The sequence below is a fragment of the Nocardiopsis sediminis genome, assembly GCF_042650565.1.
Classification (GTDB): Bacteria; Actinomycetota; Actinomycetes; order Streptosporangiales; family Streptosporangiaceae; genus Nocardiopsis_B; species Nocardiopsis_B sediminis.
Genome location: NZ_JBHSBH010000002.1, coordinates 26,095 through 42,865, shown reverse-complemented (window position 1 = coordinate 42,865; position 16,771 = coordinate 26,095). Strand labels below are relative to the sequence as shown.

The following is a 16,771-nucleotide window of genomic DNA, read 5'->3' as shown; positions in this document are numbered from 1 at the left end:
TCACCGGTCGGCCTGGGTAAGCGTTGCCGCATGCGGACAGAACTCCTCGACCTGCCCACGGGCCGGTCCGAGAGCATCACCGACATCACCGGAGCCTGCCGGGACTTCGTTGCGCGGGCGGGCGGGAACGGGCTCCTCAACGTCTTCGTCCCGCACGCGACAGCGGGCGTGGCGATCATCGAGCTCGGCGCGGGGTCCGACGACGACCTGCTCGCGGCCCTGCGGGATCTGCTCCCGGCCGACGACCGGTGGCGCCACCGGCACGGGTCGCCGGGCCACGGGCGCTCCCACGTGATGCCGGCGCTCATCCCGCCATATGCGACCGTTCCGGTGCTCGACGGCCGGCTACAGCTGGGAACATGGCAGTCCATCGCCGTCGTGGACCTCAACGTGGACAATCCTGACCGTCAGGTTCGTCTTTCGTTCTTGACGAGCCGGTCTGACGGAGCAGGATGGTAGGTGAAGGAACCGCGAGGCGGGTGACGCGTTGACGGATCAGGCTCCCAGCGTGTGAACTTAGCCAGCAACAGCGGGATCGACCCGGTAACCGGGACCGCGAACCGCCGAGCCCCGACGCAGTGTCATGGCCGGCAGAACAGAAAAAGTGTGGAGGAGGACTTTCGTGAGCGCGACCGCGGGCCAGGCACAAAGCGAACGTGGCCTGGCCGATCGACTCGGATTCAAACCGGGTCAGGTGGTGCAGGAATACGGTTTCGACGACGACGTGGACGAGCAGCTGCGCGCGTCGATCGCCGAGCACACCGGTGAAGAGCTGGTCGATGAGGACTACGACGGCGTCGTGGACGCCGCACTGCTGTGGTGGCGGAGCGACGAGGAGGACGACCTCACCGACGTCCTCGTCGACGTTCTGACCGCGGTCGAGGGCGGTGGGGTCATCCTGGTGCTGACCCCGAAGGCCGGACGCGAGGGCCACGTTTCACCGAGCGATGTCGCGGAGGCGGCGACCACTTCCGGGCTGTCCCAGACCAGCGCCGTGAGCGCAGGCGCCGACTGGTCGGGCATCCGGCTCGTCGCTCCCAAGACGCAGCGCTGACTCGATCCTGTGGTGCCGGGGCCCGGCCCCGTGACGGTCCGCTCCGCAGCGGGCCTTGAGGGGTGCCGCCCGCCCCTGGGGGCGGGCGGCACCGTCGCCGTGCCGGTGGCCGGCCACCGGCGTGAGCCCCCAGGGGTGGGGGAGGGAACGGGGGGATGACGGTGGCGGCGTCCATCGACACCGGGCGCGCGGCGCCCGACTTCGAGCTGGCCGACCAGCACGGGCAGGCGGTGCGGCTCTCGGACTTCGCGGGGCACAAGAGCGTGCTGCTGGTGTTCTACCCGCTGGCGTTCTCGGGCGTGTGCGAGGGGGAGCTGACGGCGCTGCGCGAGAACCTGGGCGAGTTCCAGAACGAGGACGTGCAGCTGCTCAGCGTGTCCGTCGACTCCATGTTCGCCCACCGGGTCTGGGCCGACCGGGAGGGGCTGGACTTCCCGTTGCTGTCGGACTTCTGGCCGCACGGGGCGGTCGCCTCGGCGTACGGCGTGTTCGACGACACACGCGGCGTGGCGGTGCGCGGCACCTTCCTCATCGACAAGGAGGGCCTCATCCGCTGGAAGATCGTCAACCCGATCTCCGAACCCCGCGACCTCGACACCTACCGCAAGGCCCTCGCCGCCCTCACCTGAGCCCGCTCAGGGGCACCCGACCCGTTCACGAGCATCCGCCCCTGCCCACGGGCGCCTGCCCCGTCCACGCGCACCCGACGACCCCGTCCCCGGTCCCGCGCGGACCGGGGGCGGGAACCGGTACTATTTCATCCGCCGTCCGCCCACCGTGGCACCCACGGCGCTCAGGGCGTGTAGCTCAGTTGGTCAGAGCCCCCGGCTTACAACCGGGTGGTCGGAGGTTCGAGTCCTCTCGCGCCCACCGGTTTCATCCCCACCCTCCGTCCGAGCAGGCCGGAGGGTGGTTCTGTCTCTACGGCGCCGGGGACGCAGCCACAGCGCAGTCGCCGGAGCGGTCGCCACCAGGGCGGTCAGAGCGATCAGCGGCCCGCGCTCGTGTCTGTCGGAGCAGGTAACAAGCGCGGCGGCGCCCTCGCGAGCGTTCCCGTAGGGGACCCCGACGTACTCCTCGCTGGTCGGCAAGGGGCAGAAGACCCTTTCTGCTACTGCGCCGTCTGGAAATACCCGCGTGTTCTCCCACGTGGGCACGAGCATCATCCAGGCGGCGACCGCCCATCCGCCGATGGCGATCACCGCCGCCAACGCACGGACAACGGGGCCATCAAGTACTTCTGCGATGCGTTTCACGCGGATTGCCCTTCCGATTCCGTCGAATCGGAGAAGTCTGGCATCGCGACGCCGTATCCGTCATTTCGTCCGCGCCGGGTCGAACCTCGCCGCTTTCCTGCCGGTGCCGCCCGGGGATGTGGCATTGTGGTGGTGTGACCTTGGAGGACATCGTCCGGCTGCGCCGGGCCCGCGATCGGATGGACCGCGACTACGCCATGCCGCTGGACGTTCCCGCGCTGGCGCGCTCCGCCCTGATGTCGCCGGGCCATTTCTCCCGCAGTTTCCGCGCCGCCTTCGGGGAAACGCCCTACAGCTACCTGATGACCCGCCGGATCGAGCGGGCCAAGGCGCTGCTGCGGCGGGGCGACCTGACGGTGACCGAGGTCTGCATGGCGGTCGGCTGTACCTCGCTGGGGTCGTTCAGCTCGCGGTTCACCGAGCTGGTCGGCGAGAGCCCGAGCGCCTACCGGGCCCGCCCCCACGACGACGGCGCCGCCATCCCGGCGTGCATCGCCAAGATCCATACGCGGCCGGTCAGGAACAAAGAAGCCAAGGCCGCCTCGTCGTCCGTAGCATGACCTGCATGGACATTAAACTTTCCTCGTGTTTCATCGCCGTCGACGACCACGACGCGGCGCTCGCCTTCTACCGTGACGTCCTCGGCCTGGAAGTGCGCAACGACGTCGGGTTCGAGGGGATGCGGTGGGTGACCGTCGGCTCGCCGTCGCAGCCCGACGTCGACATCGTCCTCGAACCGCCCCTCGCCGACCCCAACGCCTCGCCCGCCGACCGCGAGGCCATGGCCGAACTGCTGGCCAAGGGCCTGCTGCGCGGCGTCATCTTCCAGACCGACGACTGCGACGCCACCTTCGAGCGCATCCGCGCCGCGGGCGGCGAAGTGCTCCAGGAGCCGGTCGACCAGCCCTACGGCGTTCGCGACTGCGCATTCCGCGACCCCTCCGGCAACATGCTGCGCTTCAACCAGCCGCGCAGACGGTGAGGCCCCGTCCGGCCCTGCGCCGGCTTCCCGCCCCCGGGCCTCGACCTGCCCCGTGCACCACGGCGCGACGACGGTACGGAGGAGCCGGCGGAGGCCCGCCTCGCCCCGTACATGGTCCTCACCGCCCACGCCGCGCCGACGAACTGACGGGCTGGGGCGGGCGGCGATGCGCGCGGTCGCTAGGCGGCGAGGAGGAAGCCGGCTCCCGTGGCGGTCAGGGAGCCGATGCAGATGACCGACTCGGGCCACGAGCCGGTGCGGAACCGCAGGCAGGCGGGCATCCCCAGCATCGCCCAGCGGCGTCCGTGCACCTGGAAGGGCCAGGCCAGGGGGACGGCGCTGCGGGTGAGGGCGTCGCCGAGGCTGTGGACGACCATCCCCAGCGTCAGGGACAGGCCGATGTAGGGGCCGGTGTGGGCGCCCTGGCCGATGAGCACCGCCGTGATCAGCGCGGCGCTCAGCGATACCGACAGCCATTCGGCCAGGCCGCGCCGCAGCGGCCGGGGCAGCGGGCGCAGGAGCCGGCGCCCGGTGGTCGTCATGGCCACCCAGGAGGTCATCCCGCGGCGCACCCGGCCCTTCGGCAGCGCCTGGCCGAGGCCGCGCAGGGCCAGCGACAGCGTGAACCACACGATCACGGCCATCGCCGGCCGCCACATCGCGGCCGCGCCCACCACTGTCCCGAGCGCGACCGCGAAGGCGGGGGTGTGGAAGAGGTAGCGGTGGGTGCCGGTGCTGCGGGCGTCGTTGGGGGTGCGGGTGCGGCGGTAGGCCCAGGCGGACAGCGCCTGGGCGCCGGCGGCCGCCAGGCCGGTGACGGGCCCCTGGGAACGGGCGGCGGTGGAACCCGGCTGGTCGATGTCGGGGAGGAGCGCGGCGCCGGCGCCGATGAGGGCCCCGGTGGCCAGGACCCAGGCGTCGGCGCGCATCCCGGTCAGCGGGGCGGTTGCCAGGGTCGCCGCCACGCCGGCGGCGGCCCCGGTGGCGGCGTGGCTGGGGGCCATCACGGGCGCCCGCCCCGGCCTGCGGTGACGGAGACGGCGGGGCGGACGCACCGCGGGAGCGTGGTCGTCGGTGCGTGGGGGCCTGTGGGCGGCATGGGAAGCCTCCGGGGGACGGGGACTCCAGCATGACGCAGGGCTACGGCGCGTCCACCCGCTGATGGTGGCCACAGCCGGTCGCGGTGTGCGGATCCGGCGCCGGCGCACGGGTCGCACCCGGCCGGTGGTCAGGGTCGGCCGCTCACCTTTCCAGTGTGCCCGGTGGCTTCCCCGGGGCGCCTGCGCGGAGGCCGTCCATGACCAGGTCCAGGAGGCGGTCGGCGCGGGCGTGGCCGTCCTCGGGGCCGATCTGCCACAGGCCCGAGACGGCGAGCATGAAGTCGTCGGCGGTCACGCCCGGGCGGATGGTGCCGGCCTGTTCGTTGGCCTTCAGCAGGAGTTCGATGGCGGCGATCAACCGGTCGTGGCCGGGCTTGCCCGGGCTGCCGGGTGCGCTGATGGCCTTGTGCAGCGCGTCGGACAGGCCGGCCTTGGCCATGGCGAAGCGGGCCAGCAGGTCCATCCACTCACGCAGCGCCTGATCGGGTGCGCGGGTGTCGAGCAGCCGGGCCGCGGCGTCGGTGGCCTGCTGGACCTCGTTGCGGTAGACCTCCAGGACGAGCGCCTCGCGGCTGGAGAAGTGGCGGTACAGCGTGCCCTGCCCGACGCGCGCCTTCTTCGCGATCACGCTGAGCGGGACGTCCGCCGAGCGGGTCAGCTCGGCCAGCGCCACGCTCAGGATGCGCTCGCGGTTCTGCTGCGCATCGGAGCGCAGGGGCGCGTCCTTGCCCACGCGTTCCCTCCCTTCCGGCTCTTCCCCCAGAGCCGACCTTGCTTACCGGACAGCTGTCCGGTAGATTCCCCGTTCATCGGACAACTGTCCGCTTACTGCCGTGCCGACGCAACACCCCCCATGCACCCCCCATGCGAACGGCCGGAACCGACCGCCGACCGACATTCTCGCGCATCCCGCAGGCCCGCGACCTGTCGGCCGGCTCCGACGCGCACCACACACGCGAAGGAAGGCTCACCATGGCCCCATCGACGTCCAGCGTCATCACCCTGACCGTCAACGGAGAGAAGCACACGCTGCCCGTCGACCATCGCACGACCCTGCTCGACGCGCTACGCGAGCACCTCGACCTCACCGGCACCAAGAAAGGCTGCGATCAGGGCCAGTGCGGCGCCTGCACCGTGCTGATCGACGGCCGCCGCGCCGTCTCCTGCCTCCAGCTCGCGGTGGCCGCCGAAGGCCGGGCCGTCACCACCATCGAAGGCGTCGCCGAGGGCGACCGGCTGCACCCGGTGCAGCAGTCCTTCCTCGACCTCGACGGCTACCAGTGCGGATACTGCACCCCAGGGCAGATCTGCTCCGCGGTCGCGGCGATCGAGGAGCACGCGGCGGGCTGGCCGAGCGCCGCCACGGCCGACGTCCGCCCCGAAGCCGGGCCCCCACCACTGACCGATGAGGAGATCCGCGAGCGGATGAGCGGCAACCTGTGCCGCTGCGGAGCCTACGTGTCCATCGTGCAGGCGGTCGCGCGAGCGGCCGAGGAGCAGGCCGACCGCGCCGAGGAGGCCGCCGTATGAGGGAGTTCGGCTACCGGCGCGCCTCCGATGTCGCCGAGGCGGTCGCCCTGCTCGGCGACGACCCCGATGCGCGCTTCCTGGGCGGCGGCACCAACCTCGTCGACCTGATGAAGACCGGTGTGGAGCGGCCCGCACGCCTGGTCGACGTGGGCGGCCTCCCCCTCGGCCGGATCGAGCCGGCCCCGGGCGGCGGCCTGCACGTCGGCGCCACGGTCACCAACTCCGACCTCGCCGCCCACCCCGATGTGCGGCGCCGCTACCCGGCGCTGGCGCAGGCGGTCCTGGCCGGCGCGTCGGGGCAGCTGCGCAACATGGCCACCGTCGGCGGGAACCTGCTCCAGCGCACCCGCTGCGGCTACTTCAGCGACGCGGCCGGACCGTGCAACAAGCGCCTCCCCGGCAGCGGCTGCCCCGCCGTCGAGGGCGAGCACCACAACCACGCGATCCTGGGCGCCTCCGGGCACTGCGTGGCGACCCACCCCTCGGACATGGCGGTGGCGCTCACCGCCTTCGATGCGGTCGTCGCCTACGAGACCGCCGACGGGCCGGGCGAGCTGCCGATCGCGGAGTTCTACCGCCCCGTGGGCGACACCCCCCATCTGGAGACGTCCCTTCCGCCCGGCGCGCTTATCACCGGTGTGACCCTGCCGGCCGCGCCGGTGGCGGCCGCCTCGCGGTACCGGAAGGTGCGCGAGCGCGCCTCCTACGCGTTCGCGATCGGCTCGGTCGCCGCCGCGCTCAGCGTCGAGGACGGCGTCGTGCGCGACGTGCGCCTCGCCCTCGGGGCGGTGGCGTCGCGGCCGTGGCGGGCGCGCGCGGCCGAACGGGCGCTGACCGGCCGCCCGGCGACCCCCGACTCCTTCGCCGCCGCCGCGGACGCCGAACTCTCGGCGGCCCGGCCGCTCCGCGACAACGCCTACAAGGTGACGCTGATGCGCAATCTCATCGTGTCCGAGCTGACCGGACTCGCCGAGGAGGCCGCCCGATGACCGCCACCCAGGACACCCCCGTCACCCGGACCCCAGGAACCGGGCACGTGCGCGTCGAAGGCCGGGACAAGGTCACCGGGGCGGCCCGCTACACGGGCGACCTCCCCTTCACCGGGCTCGCCCACGGCCGGCTGGTGCTGTCGGCCATCGCCCGCGGCCGCATCCGCGCCGTGGAGGCCGACCGTGTCCTCGCGATGCCCGGCGTGCTCGCCGTCCTGCACCACGGCAACGCCCCGCGCCTGATGACCGACTACATGAGCGTCACCGGCCCGCCCGACCCGGTCCTCGCCCTCTTCCAGCACGACCGCGTGCCCTACGTCGGCTGGCCGGTTGCGCTGGTCGTGGCAGAGACGCTTGAACAGGCCGCGGAGGCCGCCGCCGCGCTGGAGGTCGCCTACGAGGCCGAGCCGCACGATGTCGTGTTCTCCGCGGACCACCCCGGCACCGTCACACCGGCGAATTCGATGATGCCGGCCGAACTGGTCAAAGGGGACGTGGAGGCGGAACTGGCCGCGTCGGCGTTCGTGGTGGACCAGGAGTACACCACGCCGGAGGAGTACCACACCGCGCTCGAACCGCACGCGACGACGGCGCGCTGGGACGGCGACCGGCTCGACGTCGTCGACTCCAACCAGGGCACCCACTGGGTGGCGAACGACCTCGCCCAGCTGTTCTCCCTCGACCCGGCATCGGTGCGGGTGCGCTCCGAGCACGTCGGCGGCGGTTTCGGCTCCAAGGGGGTCCGGCCCAACCAGGTGGCCGCCACGATGGCCGCGGCCGTGTTGCGCCGCCCGGTGCGTGTCGCCCTCACCCGCCGCCAGACGTTCGCGCTCGTCGGCTACCGCAGCCCCACCGCCCAACGGGTCCGGCTCGGCGCCGACGCAGACGGGCGGCTGAGGGCGCTCGACCACCGGGGGCACAGCGCCACCTCCACCGTGCACGACTTCCTGGAGTTGAGCGCCGCCTCCGGGCGCAGCCTGTACGACGCGGACGCGCACAGCACCGTCCACCGGCTCCTGCGCCTGGACGTGCCGACCCCGACCTTCGTGCGCGCCCCCGGCGAGGCACCGGGCTCGTTCGCGCTGGAGTCCGCGATCGACGAGCTCGCCGAGAAGGCCGGCCTGGACCCGATCGAGCTGCGCGCCCGCAACGAGCCCGCCGTCGGGCCGGTCTCCGGGCTGCCGTTCGGCAGCCGCAACCTTCTGGCCTGCTTCGAGGAGGGTGCCCGCAGGTTCGGCTGGGCCGGCCGCGACCCGCGGCCGGGGGTGCGCCGCGAGGGGCGCTGGCTCCTCGGGACCGGAACGGCCGCGGCCATCTTCGGGTGTCATAGCGCTCCGTCCACGGCGGCCGTGACGGCGGAGGCGGACGGCACCTTCACCGTGCGGGTCAACGCGGCCGACATCGGAACCGGCGCGCGGACCGCGATGGTCGTGGTCGCCGCGGACACCCTGGAGGTCGCGCCGGACCGCATCCGCATTCACATCGCCGACAGCGACCTGAGCCCGGCCACCTTCGCCGGCGGGTCGATGGGCACCCGCTCCTGGGGGTGGGCGGTGGCGGCCGCGGCCGGCGAGCTGCGGGAGCGGCTGGCCCTGGGCGGCGGCATACCGCCCGAGGGGATCACCGTCCGCTCCGACACCACCGAAGCGGTGCGCGCCCTTTCGCAGAAGGAGCGGCACTCCTTCGGGGCGCAGTTCGCCGAGGTCGCCGTGGACACCGCCACCGGCGAGGTCCGCGTGCGGCGGATGCTCGGGATGTTCGCGGCGGGCCGGATCGTCAACCCCCTGACCGCGCGCAACCAGTTCGTCGGCGGGATGACGTGGGGCATCTCCATGGCCCTGCACGAGGAGGCCGTCCGCGACCCGGCATCGGGCGGCCTGGTCGGCGCCGACCTGGCGGGCTACCACGTCGCGTCCAACGCCGACGTGCCGCTCATCGAGGCCGACTGGGTGCACGACCCCGATCCCGACGACCCGATCGGCATCAAGGGCATCGGCGAGGTCGGCATCGTGGGGGCCGCGGCGGCGATCGCCAACGCGGTCTGGCACGCGACCGGCGCCCGCCAGCGCCACCTCCCGATCCGCCCCGACCGGGTCCTCTCAGCGGGGGCGGGGACCGGCCCGGAATAACGGCGAAGGGCCACCGGTCCGTGGGCGGCGCGGGCCGCCCGCGGACCGGTGGCGGCCGGGGTGCGTCCCCGACCGGTGCACTCACCGCCACGGCCCGGGCCCCGTGGACTCGCGCCAGATGATGCGGTTGAGCGCGGTGAGCCGGGGCGCCGGCTCGGCGCCGCGGACCGCGGCGATCAGCCGGTCCATGGCGGCGCCGCCCAGGCGTTCCAGGTCCACCTCGACGGTGGTCAGCGCGGGGGAGAGGTAGGCGCCCACCGGGCTGTCGTCCCACCCGGTCACGCTGAGGTCGCCCGGCACGCTCCAGCCGCGTTCGAGCGCCCCGCGGACCGCGCCCGCCGCGACCACGTCGTTGGCCGCGAGGACGGCGGTGACACCGCACCCCTCCGGCAGGGCGCGCACCGCCTCGCGCCCCGACTCGGCCGACCAGTCGCCGTCGGCCACGCCGTGCGACTCCAGCCCCAGCCGCTCGACGGTCTCCAGGTAGGTCGTGCGCCGGCCCCGGGCCGAGGCGAAGTGGCCGGCGCCGGCCACGTGCAGGAAGCGCCGGTGGCCGGCCGTGGCCAGCCCTTCGACCAGCTCGCCCAGGATCGACCCGTCGGCGATCTCGCCGATGCCGCGCATCTCGTCGTCGTAGTCGGCCGAGACCACGACGGCGGCGCTCTCGGGCCGCCGCCGGTCGCTGTCGGCGGTCACGGGAGCCAGGGACAGGATCCCCTCCACCTGGCCGGAGGCGGCGAGTTCGAGCATCCGCCCGGTGCGCGCCTCGGCCCCTCCGTCCAGGCTGAGCACCTCGACGGTGAACCCCGCGGCGTGCGCTGCGGCGATGGCGCCGGCGAGCATGCGGGCCGGGCCGGACAGGCTCACCGCCGGGAGCAGGATCGCCAGGCGCCCCGAGCGGCGGGTGCGCATCGAGCGGGCCACGAGGTTGGGGCGGTAGCCCAGTTCGCGGATCGCGGCGTCGACGCGCTCGCGGGTCGACGCCCTGAGCCCGCCGCCGTCGGAGCGCAGGCGGCGCGAGACGGTCTGGTGGGAGACGCCCGCCAGGCGGGCGACCTCCATGATGGTCGGCCTCCGTGGCGGTCCGGGCGCGGTCATCGGGGGTTTCCTCCGGGGCGGGGGCGGTCTTGACGGTCCGGGTGAACGATCACTACCTTAGGGCCGACCGCACAAAGTGAACGTTCACTTCAGGCTCCCTCCCCCAAGGAGCGCCCGTGCCAAGTCCTCCACCCCCACCGGTCCGCGTGGCCGTCGTCGGCAGCGGCGCGATCGCCCGCGGCCGGCACCTGCCCGCTCTCGCGGACCTCGCCGGCCGGGTATCGGTCGTCGCCCTCTCCGACATCGACCCCGCCCTCGTCGCCGCCACCGCCGACCACTGGGGCATCCCCGGCCGCTACACCGACACCGGCGCCATGATCGCCGCCGAGGCCCCCGACCTGGTCGTCGTCTGCACCCCGCCCGCCGCCCACAAGGACACCGCCCTCGCCGCGCTCCGGGCCGGCGCCTGGGTGTGGTGCGAGAAGCCGCCCGCCCTCTCCCTCGCCGAATACGACGAGGTCGTCCGCCACGAAGGGGCGGCCGGCGGCCCCTACGCCTCCTACGTCTTCCAGCACCGCTTCGGCTCCGGCGCCCGGCGCCTGCGCCGCCACCTGGCCGAGGGCACCCTCGGCCGCCCGCTCGTGGCCGTCTGCCACACCCTCTGGTACCGCGACGCCGCCTACTTCGAGGTCCCCTGGCGCGGCCGGTGGGACACCGAGGGCGGCGGGCCGACCATCGGCCACGGCATCCACCAGATGGACCTCGTCCTGTCCCTGCTGGGGGAGTGGACCGAGGTCACCGCCGCGATGGCCACGACCGCACGCGCCACCCGCACCGAGGACGTCTCCGCGGCGATCGTGCGCCTGGCCTCGGGCGCCACCGTCTCAGTGGTCAACAGCCTGCTCTCCCCCCGCGAGACCAGCTACCTGCGCTTCGACCTCGAACACGCCACGGTCGAGCTGGACCACCTCTACGGCTACGACAACGCCCACTGGCGCTGGACGCCCGCGCCGCACGTCACCGACCCCGACGCGATCGCCGCGTGGGCGCCCCGCGAGGACGAGCCCAGCTCGCACCGCGCCCAGCTCGCCGACCTGATCGGCGCCATGGAGCGCGGCGAGCGCCCGCCCGCCAGCGGCCCCGACGGACGGCGGGCGCTCGAGCTCGCCACCGGCATGTACCGGTCGGCCCTCACCGGCACGACCGTGCTCCGCGGCGACCTCACCCCCGACGACCCCTTCTACTCCGCCCTGCACGGCGGTGACCCGGCGGCGGCCACGGCCGCCCTGCGCCGAATGGAGGCCGGCACCGGTGCCCGAGACCTTTGACCTGACCGAACACGACGGCGCGCTCGCCGTGGCGGTGGGCGGCGCCGAGATCGCCCGCTACATCACCCGCCCCGATGCGCCCGCCGCCGAAGCCCCCAAGCCCTACCTGCACCCGCTGCGCACCCTGAGCGGCGCCCCGCTCACCGCGATCCGGCCCTGGGACCACCGCTGGCACAAGGGGCTCCAGATGACCTGGTCCCACGTCTCCGGGCAGAACTTCTGGGGCGGCCCGACCTACGTGCGCGGGCAGGGGTACCGCTGGCTGGACAACCTCGGGACCATCCGCCACGAGCGGTTCGCCTCCCTGTCCGGCGGCGGTGCCGAGGCCGCGTTCACCGAGCACCTGGCCTGGACGGCCGCCACCGGGCAACGGTGGATCGAGGAGGTGCGCCACCACCGGTTCCACGCGGCCGACCGCGCCCGCGGGCTGTGGGCGCTCGACTTCGCCACCTCCCTCACCAACGTCCGCGGCGCCGACCTCCACCTGGGCAGCCCGACCACCCACGGCCGCCCCGCAGCGGGTTACACCGGGTTCTTCTGGCGGGGCCCGCGCTCCTGGACCGGAGGCGCGGTCCACAGCGCCGGCCGCTCCGGGGCCGACACCATCATGGGCACCGAGGCCGACTGGATCGCCTTCACCGGGCAGCACGACGAGCGCGACGGCGGCGCCACCGTCCTGGCCTACGCCGGGACCAGCAGCGGTACCGCGCCGATCCGCTGGTTCGTGCGCTCGGAGCCCTTCCCCGTGCTCAGCCCCTCGCCGAGCTTCGACGAGGAGCTGGTCCTCGCACCCGGGCACACCCTCGACCTGCGCCACCGCCTGGTGTTCACCGACCAGGTGTGCACCGCCGGCGAGGCCGCCGCGCTCGCGAAGGAGTTCACGCCGTGACCCCACCCCGCTTCCCCGGCGGCACCAGCGTCAGTGACCTGCGCGTCTACGACTCGCAGGCACCCGACGGCCTGCACGGCGGCAGCCCCCACCTGCACACCGCCTCCTCCGAGGCCTACATCGTGCTCGGCGGCGCCGGCGAGGTGCACACCCTCACGCCCGAGGGCGCGGCCGCCGACCCCCTCGCGCCCGGCGACGTCCTCTGGTTCTCCCCGGGCACGGTGCACCGCCTCGTCAACGGCGGGGGCCTGCGGATCGCCGTGGTGATGCAGAACGCCGGCCTGCCCGAGGCCGGCGACGCCGTGTTCACCTTCCCCCGCGAGGTGCTGGCCGACCCCGAGGCCTACGCGCGCGCCGCCCACCTGCCCGCGGACGCGCCCGAGGACGTGCGCGCCGAACAGGCGCGCGCCCGCCGCGACCTGGCGGTGCGCGGCTACGCGCAGCTGGTCGGCGCCGTGCGCGCCCGGGGGCCCGCGGCGCTGCACGAGTTCCACCGCCGCGCCGCCGCCATCGTGCGGCCCCGCGTGGCCCGGTGGCGGGAGATCTGGCGCGAGGGCGTCGCCGAGGAGGCGGAGCTGACCCGCCGCCAGCTGGACGCCCTGGCCGGGGGCGACCCCGGGATCATGGAGCGGGCGGCCGTGGTGCGCACCGAGCCCCACCCGGGCCCCCGCCGCTTCGGGATGTGCGGCCGCCTGCGCACCCGCAGGCCGACCGCGCCATGACCTGGGCGACACACGCACCTGCGCCGGTCCGCGTCCGCCGCTGTATCCCGATGGGCGGTCGAGTGGGGTTAGGGTGACCGTCCATGAAGCCCGTCAGAGTACCCGTGCATCCGATGTTCGTTGTCCTGTTCTTCGTGTCCCTCGTGTGCCTGGGGGGTGCCTTCATCTGGTCGGGAAGCACCTACAACCGGTGCCCGACCCCCGGTGAACAGCAGGAGGAGATCACCGCGAGGTGCACCTTGCAGGCGCAAACGCTCCAGCACCACGCCTCGATCGTGGCGCTGACCGGTGTGGCGCTCATGATCGGCGGTGTGGGTTTCCAGGTCGGACGCTCCGTCGCGCCGGCTCCGGCCGCGTTGCCGGGACCGTTCGTCCAGGGTCCCCCGGCCGGCTACTCAGGCGCCTACCCCGGTGCGTCCCCCTCTGCACCCGAGCCTCCGCGTCCGCCTCATTCCTGACCGGCCGGCGTGGGGTCGCGGCCCTGATCGTGGCCCGGCCGCGAGGGTCCCGGCGAGCGAACGTGCCATGCGGTGGAGGCCATCGCTACTGGGCGGATCGGCCGCGCAGGTGGCCGATGACCGTGCTCATGTCCTGGTCGGCCAGGCCCGCGGAGGCCGCGGTGTGCAGCCGGGCGCGGGCCGCGGCGGTGACGCCGTCGTCGCCGGCGCCCTCGGCCACCGCCAGGGCGAGGTCCTTCTCTGCGAGCCCGAGCGCGAACCCGGTGGGCGGTGCCTCCGCGGCGGTGATGTTGTCGCGCATGCGGGTGACGAGCGCGCCCACGGGGGTCTCGGCGAGGGCGTCGAGGACGGTGTCGGTGCGCAGCCCGTGGGATTCGGCGAGGCGGACGGCCTCGCCGACGGCGACGGTCGCGGTGATGAAGGACAGGTTCGCCGCGAGCTTGAGCGCGGCGCCCTCGCCGAGCCCGCCGACGTGGCGCAGGTCGCCGAGGTGGCCGAGCGGTTCGGCGCAGGCCGCGACGTCGGCACCGGTGCCGCCCGCGAAGATCTTGAGCTCGCCCGCGGACGCCTGGGGGAGGCTGCCGAGGACGGGGGCATCGATGAGCCGGACGGGGACCGGGAGGCGGTCGCGCATCCGGTGGATCTCCGAGGGGCCGACCGTCGACATCTCGGCGACGAGGGTGTCGTGGCCGAGCCCCTCGGCGGCCCCGTCCGGGCCGAAGAACACGGCGTCGACCGCTTTGGGGTCCGCGAGCATCGAGATGACGAGATCGCCGCCGGCCGCGGCGTCGCGCGGGGTGCCGGCCTGCCGGGCGCCCGCCGCGACGAGGGGGCGGACGGCGTCCGGTGTTCGGTTCCAGACGGCGACGTCGTACCCGGCGTCGGTCAGCCGGTGTGCCATGAGCGACCCCATGCGGCCCAGACCGAGAAACCCTATGCGCATGGACCTGAAGCTAACACGCCGGAGTCGCCCGGCTACGGCGTCACACCGGGCGGGTCGGCAGGTCGCGCAGGAGGTCGCGGACCAGGTCGGATCGTTCGTGCGGGGTGAGGTGGCCGGTCCCGGCGACGGTCTGCACCGTGCACCCCAGCAGCTTCCCGGCGGGTCCGGCGATGCGCCCCGGCGGGAAGAACGGATCGTGGGAGCCGGTGGCCACCGTGACGGGCGTGTCCCGCCAGGCGCGCACGACATCGGGTGTGAGGGGGCCGGGGGCGAGGCTCGTGCGGGCGTGCTCGCCGACCAGTGCGATCCACTCCGCCGTGGTGCCGTGGCCCCCTTGGTGGCCGGGACCGCTCATGAAGTCCAGCAGGCGGGCGCCGGTGGCGGGTGAGGGGGCGAGCAGCCACGGCAGGGTCGCCCGGATCGCGGCGGGGCCGAATGCGGCGGAGGCCAGGCCCGCCGGGTTGACCAGCAGGAGTCCGGCGACCAGGTGTGAAGGCGTTGCCGCCAGCGCAACGGCCGCTCCGCGCGAGTGGCCGAGCAGGATGACCGGGCGGTCGGTGATCTGGGGGAGCACGTCGTCCAGCCATGCGCCGTAGGCCGCCGCCTGATCGCGGCGTGGCCGCTCGTCGGCGCTCAGCCCGGGCTGGCCGGGCAGGTCGGCCAGGTGGACGGGGCGGTCGACGGCCAGTTCGCGGGCCAGGGCGACGCCGGTCGCGGCGTTGAAGTTGGTACCGGCCAGCACCAGGACCGGGGTTCCCGGGCCGCCGGGCGCATGGAAGGCGGCCGTGGGCCCCAGCCGGGTGGTCAGGGGCGGATGGGCGCGCAAGACGGGCCAGGTGGCGAGTTCACTCCGACACCAGGAGCGGGTGGCGGCGCGGCCGGTGGCCGACCGGTAGATGCCGGTGGAGGCGGTGGAGCGGGCCATGGGGGTGTGCGTCCGTTCGGGTGGCGGCGGGTGCCGGGGCGCTGCGGTCCGCCGGTAGGGGTGGCGGGCCGCAGCGCCGCGGTCAGGACGGGGTGCGCAGCCGGTGGGCGCGGACGCCCAGGACGAGGGCGGCCAGGGTGGCGGCGATCAGTGAGGCGAGCAGGACGCCGGCCTTGGCGTGCTCCAGCGTCTGCGGGGCATCGGCGAAGGACAGGTCGGTGATGAGCAGCGACACGGTGAAGCCGATCCCGGCCAGCAGCGACACCCCGGCGATGTCGCTCCAGCGCAGGTCGGGGCTGAGCTCGGCGGATGTGACCTTGGTGGTGGCCCAGGACCCGCCGAGGACCCCGATGAGCTTGCCCCCGACCAGCCCCGCCATGATGCCCAGCGCGGCGGGGTCGCCGGTCACGGCGCCGATGCCGTCGAAGACCACGCCGGCCGAGAGGAAGGCGAAGACGGGCAGCGCGACCCCGGCCGAGAAGGGGCGCAGCAGGTGCTCGACCCGGTGGCTGGGGGAATCGGTCTCCGCATCGGCGGCGGTGGTGCGCATGAGCAGGCCCATAGCGACACCGGCGATGGTGGCGTGCACCCCGCTGGCGTGCACGAGCGTCCAGACGGCCCCCGCCAAGGGCAGGTAGACGACCAGGTTGGGCAGGCGCGAGGCGTTCAGGACCGCGGCCGGCCCGCGGCCCCGCTGGAGGAAGCCGAAGACGGCGAGCCCCGCCAGCGCCCCGGCCAGCGGCCCCACAGCGATCGTCTCGGTGTAGAACACCGCGATCACCAGCACCGCCCCGAGGTCGTCGACGATCGCGAGGGTGAGCAGGAACGTGCGCAGCGCCGGGGGCAGCCCGCGGCCCACCACGGCGAGCACGGCCAGGGCGAAGGCGATGTCGGTGGCCATCGGGATGCCCCACCCGCCCAGCGTCTCCGGGGAGCCGAGGTTGATGGCCGCATAGATCGCGGCGGGGACGAGCATCCCGCACACCGCCGCGGTGATGGGCAGCATCGCCCGGCGCGGGTTGCGCAGCTCGCCGTGGACGAACTCCTGCTTGAGCTCGTTGCCGACGATGAAGAAGAAGATCGCCAGCAGGCCGTCGGCCGCCCACGTCTCCAGGGACAGGTGCAGGTGCAGCGCCTCGGGGCCGAAGGACACCGACCGCAGCGCCTCGTAGGAGCCTCCCGCGGGGGAGTTGGCCCAGGCGAGCGCGGCCGCGGCGGCGGCGATGAGCAGCAGCCCGCCCACGGCGTCACTGCGCAGCGCCGCGGAGACGCGGTGGAGCAGGGAGGGCAGGGGCGAGGACGGCGGTGAGATCACGGTGGCGGCGCTCCGGGGCAACGGTCGGGCAGGGACACGCCGACCAGACTTCCCGGCACACCAGACGCACACGCGTCGCCACCCATCATGGCCGATCAGGGGGCGCCTTGTCC

General features: G+C 74.1%; 18 protein-coding genes and 1 tRNA gene. 13 read left to right on the top strand and 6 right to left on the bottom strand.

Features of this window, described 5'->3' with window-relative positions:
- Positions 1-30: 30 nt before the first annotated feature.
- The 6 genes from ACFOVU_RS00750 (at position 31) to ACFOVU_RS00725 (ending at position 3,292) form a co-directional block, all read left to right on the top strand.
- Complete coding sequence (locus ACFOVU_RS00750) at positions 31-459, top strand: YjbQ family protein (protein WP_378529300.1); 429 nt, start codon at positions 31-33, stop codon at positions 457-459.
- Positions 460-622: 163 nt separating this feature from the next.
- Positions 623-1,054, top strand: coding sequence for a DUF3052 domain-containing protein (locus ACFOVU_RS00745; RefSeq protein WP_378529299.1), 432 nt, complete (start codon positions 623-625; stop codon positions 1,052-1,054).
- Between the two features lie 155 nt (positions 1,055-1,209).
- Complete coding sequence (locus ACFOVU_RS00740; protein ID WP_378529298.1) at positions 1,210-1,683, top strand: peroxiredoxin; 474 nt, start codon at positions 1,210-1,212, stop codon at positions 1,681-1,683.
- Between the two features lie 167 nt (positions 1,684-1,850).
- Positions 1,851-1,924, top strand: a tRNA-Val gene (locus tag ACFOVU_RS00735).
- Between the two features lie 565 nt (positions 1,925-2,489).
- The gene (locus ACFOVU_RS00730; protein WP_378529405.1) at positions 2,490-2,870 is read left to right on the top strand and encodes a helix-turn-helix transcriptional regulator; all 381 of its coding nucleotides are present in this window, start codon (positions 2,490-2,492) and stop codon (positions 2,868-2,870) included.
- A gap of 5 nt (positions 2,871-2,875) precedes the next feature.
- On the top strand, positions 2,876-3,292 hold the full coding sequence (locus tag ACFOVU_RS00725) for a VOC family protein (RefSeq protein ID WP_378529297.1): 417 nt from the start codon (positions 2,876-2,878) through the stop codon (positions 3,290-3,292).
- A gap of 179 nt (positions 3,293-3,471) precedes the next feature.
- On the opposite strand, the gene ACFOVU_RS00720 is transcribed toward ACFOVU_RS00725, so the two are convergent.
- Complete coding sequence (locus ACFOVU_RS00720; protein ID WP_378529296.1) at positions 3,472-4,296, bottom strand: metal-dependent hydrolase; 825 nt, start codon at positions 4,294-4,296, stop codon at positions 3,472-3,474.
- A gap of 238 nt (positions 4,297-4,534) precedes the next feature.
- On the bottom strand, positions 4,535-5,125 hold the full coding sequence (locus ACFOVU_RS00715; RefSeq protein ID WP_378529295.1) for a TetR/AcrR family transcriptional regulator: 591 nt from the start codon (positions 5,123-5,125) through the stop codon (positions 4,535-4,537).
- Positions 5,126-5,364: 239 nt separating this feature from the next.
- Here ACFOVU_RS00715 and ACFOVU_RS00710 point away from each other — a divergent pair, with 239 nt between their 5' ends.
- Genes ACFOVU_RS00710 through ACFOVU_RS00700 form a run of 3 tightly spaced genes read left to right on the top strand, consistent with a single transcriptional unit; the run spans position 5,365 to position 9,040 of the window.
- Positions 5,365-5,922, top strand: a complete 558-nt coding sequence (locus tag ACFOVU_RS00710) for a (2Fe-2S)-binding protein (protein ID WP_378529294.1) — start codon at positions 5,365-5,367, stop codon at positions 5,920-5,922.
- Positions 5,919-6,911 carry an FAD binding domain-containing protein gene (locus ACFOVU_RS00705; RefSeq protein ID WP_378529293.1) on the top strand — a complete coding sequence of 331 codons (993 nt, stop codon included), beginning with the start codon at positions 5,919-5,921 and terminating at the stop codon, positions 6,909-6,911. The genes ACFOVU_RS00710 and ACFOVU_RS00705 overlap by 4 nt, the downstream gene beginning before the upstream one ends.
- On the top strand, positions 6,908-9,040 hold the full coding sequence (locus tag ACFOVU_RS00700; RefSeq protein WP_378529292.1) for a xanthine dehydrogenase family protein molybdopterin-binding subunit: 2,133 nt from the start codon (positions 6,908-6,910) through the stop codon (positions 9,038-9,040). The genes ACFOVU_RS00705 and ACFOVU_RS00700 overlap by 4 nt, the downstream gene beginning before the upstream one ends.
- 81 nt (positions 9,041-9,121) lie before the next feature.
- On the opposite strand, the gene ACFOVU_RS00695 is transcribed toward ACFOVU_RS00700, so the two are convergent.
- Complete coding sequence (locus ACFOVU_RS00695) at positions 9,122-10,138, bottom strand: LacI family DNA-binding transcriptional regulator (RefSeq protein WP_378529291.1); 1,017 nt, start codon at positions 10,136-10,138, stop codon at positions 9,122-9,124.
- Between the two features lie 116 nt (positions 10,139-10,254).
- Here ACFOVU_RS00695 and ACFOVU_RS00690 point away from each other — a divergent pair, with 116 nt between their 5' ends.
- The 4 genes from ACFOVU_RS00690 to ACFOVU_RS00675 all read left to right on the top strand — a co-directional run bounded on the left by ACFOVU_RS00690 (position 10,255) and on the right by ACFOVU_RS00675 (position 13,475).
- Entirely contained in the window at positions 10,255-11,406 is a 1,152-nt protein-coding gene (locus ACFOVU_RS00690) for a Gfo/Idh/MocA family protein (protein ID WP_378529290.1), read from the top strand.
- Positions 11,390-12,295 (top strand): DUF6807 domain-containing protein, encoded by a 906-nt coding sequence (locus tag ACFOVU_RS00685; protein WP_378529289.1) that lies wholly within the window; start codon positions 11,390-11,392, stop codon positions 12,293-12,295. Before ACFOVU_RS00690 ends, ACFOVU_RS00685 begins: the two co-directional genes overlap by 17 nt.
- On the top strand, positions 12,292-13,017 hold the full coding sequence (locus ACFOVU_RS00680) for a cupin domain-containing protein (protein ID WP_378529288.1): 726 nt from the start codon (positions 12,292-12,294) through the stop codon (positions 13,015-13,017). Before ACFOVU_RS00685 ends, ACFOVU_RS00680 begins: the two co-directional genes overlap by 4 nt.
- An 83-nt stretch (positions 13,018-13,100) precedes the next feature.
- Positions 13,101-13,475 (top strand): hypothetical protein, encoded by a 375-nt coding sequence (locus ACFOVU_RS00675; RefSeq protein ID WP_378529287.1) that lies wholly within the window; start codon positions 13,101-13,103, stop codon positions 13,473-13,475.
- A gap of 85 nt (positions 13,476-13,560) precedes the next feature.
- Here the strand turns inward: ACFOVU_RS00675 and ACFOVU_RS00670 are convergent, their stop codons facing one another.
- From ACFOVU_RS00670 to nhaA, 3 genes are all read right to left on the bottom strand, one after another.
- The gene (locus tag ACFOVU_RS00670; protein WP_378529286.1) at positions 13,561-14,418 is read right to left on the bottom strand and encodes an NAD(P)-dependent oxidoreductase; all 858 of its coding nucleotides are present in this window, start codon (positions 14,416-14,418) and stop codon (positions 13,561-13,563) included.
- Positions 14,419-14,458: 40 nt separating this feature from the next.
- Entirely contained in the window at positions 14,459-15,343 is an 885-nt protein-coding gene (locus ACFOVU_RS00665; protein ID WP_378529285.1) for an alpha/beta fold hydrolase, read from the bottom strand.
- An 82-nt stretch (positions 15,344-15,425) separates the two neighbouring features.
- Positions 15,426-16,658, bottom strand: coding sequence for a Na+/H+ antiporter NhaA (gene nhaA, locus ACFOVU_RS00660; RefSeq protein ID WP_378529284.1), 1,233 nt, complete (start codon positions 16,656-16,658; stop codon positions 15,426-15,428).
- Positions 16,659-16,771: the final 113 nt, after the last annotated feature.

Coding starts and splice junctions, on each gene's coding strand:
- ACFOVU_RS00750 (WP_378529300.1), top strand. CDS start 31: ATGCGGACAGAACTCCTCGACCTGCCCACGGGCCGGTCCGAGAGCATC.
- ACFOVU_RS00740 (WP_378529298.1), top strand. CDS start 1,210: ATGACGGTGGCGGCGTCCATCGACACCGGGCGCGCGGCGCCCGACTTC.
- ACFOVU_RS00730 (WP_378529405.1), top strand. CDS start 2,490: ATGGACCGCGACTACGCCATGCCGCTGGACGTTCCCGCGCTGGCGCGC.
- ACFOVU_RS00725 (WP_378529297.1), top strand. CDS start 2,876: ATGGACATTAAACTTTCCTCGTGTTTCATCGCCGTCGACGACCACGAC.
- ACFOVU_RS00720 (WP_378529296.1), bottom strand. CDS start 4,296: ATGGCCCCCAGCCACGCCGCCACCGGGGCCGCCGCCGGCGTGGCGGCG.
- ACFOVU_RS00710 (WP_378529294.1), top strand. CDS start 5,365: ATGGCCCCATCGACGTCCAGCGTCATCACCCTGACCGTCAACGGAGAG.
- ACFOVU_RS00705 (WP_378529293.1), top strand. CDS start 5,919: ATGAGGGAGTTCGGCTACCGGCGCGCCTCCGATGTCGCCGAGGCGGTC.
- ACFOVU_RS00700 (WP_378529292.1), top strand. CDS start 6,908: ATGACCGCCACCCAGGACACCCCCGTCACCCGGACCCCAGGAACCGGG.
- ACFOVU_RS00695 (WP_378529291.1), bottom strand. CDS start 10,138: ATGACCGCGCCCGGACCGCCACGGAGGCCGACCATCATGGAGGTCGCC.
- ACFOVU_RS00675 (WP_378529287.1), top strand. CDS start 13,101: ATGAAGCCCGTCAGAGTACCCGTGCATCCGATGTTCGTTGTCCTGTTC.
- ACFOVU_RS00670 (WP_378529286.1), bottom strand. CDS start 14,418: ATGCGCATAGGGTTTCTCGGTCTGGGCCGCATGGGGTCGCTCATGGCA.
- ACFOVU_RS00665 (WP_378529285.1), bottom strand. CDS start 15,343: ATGGCCCGCTCCACCGCCTCCACCGGCATCTACCGGTCGGCCACCGGC.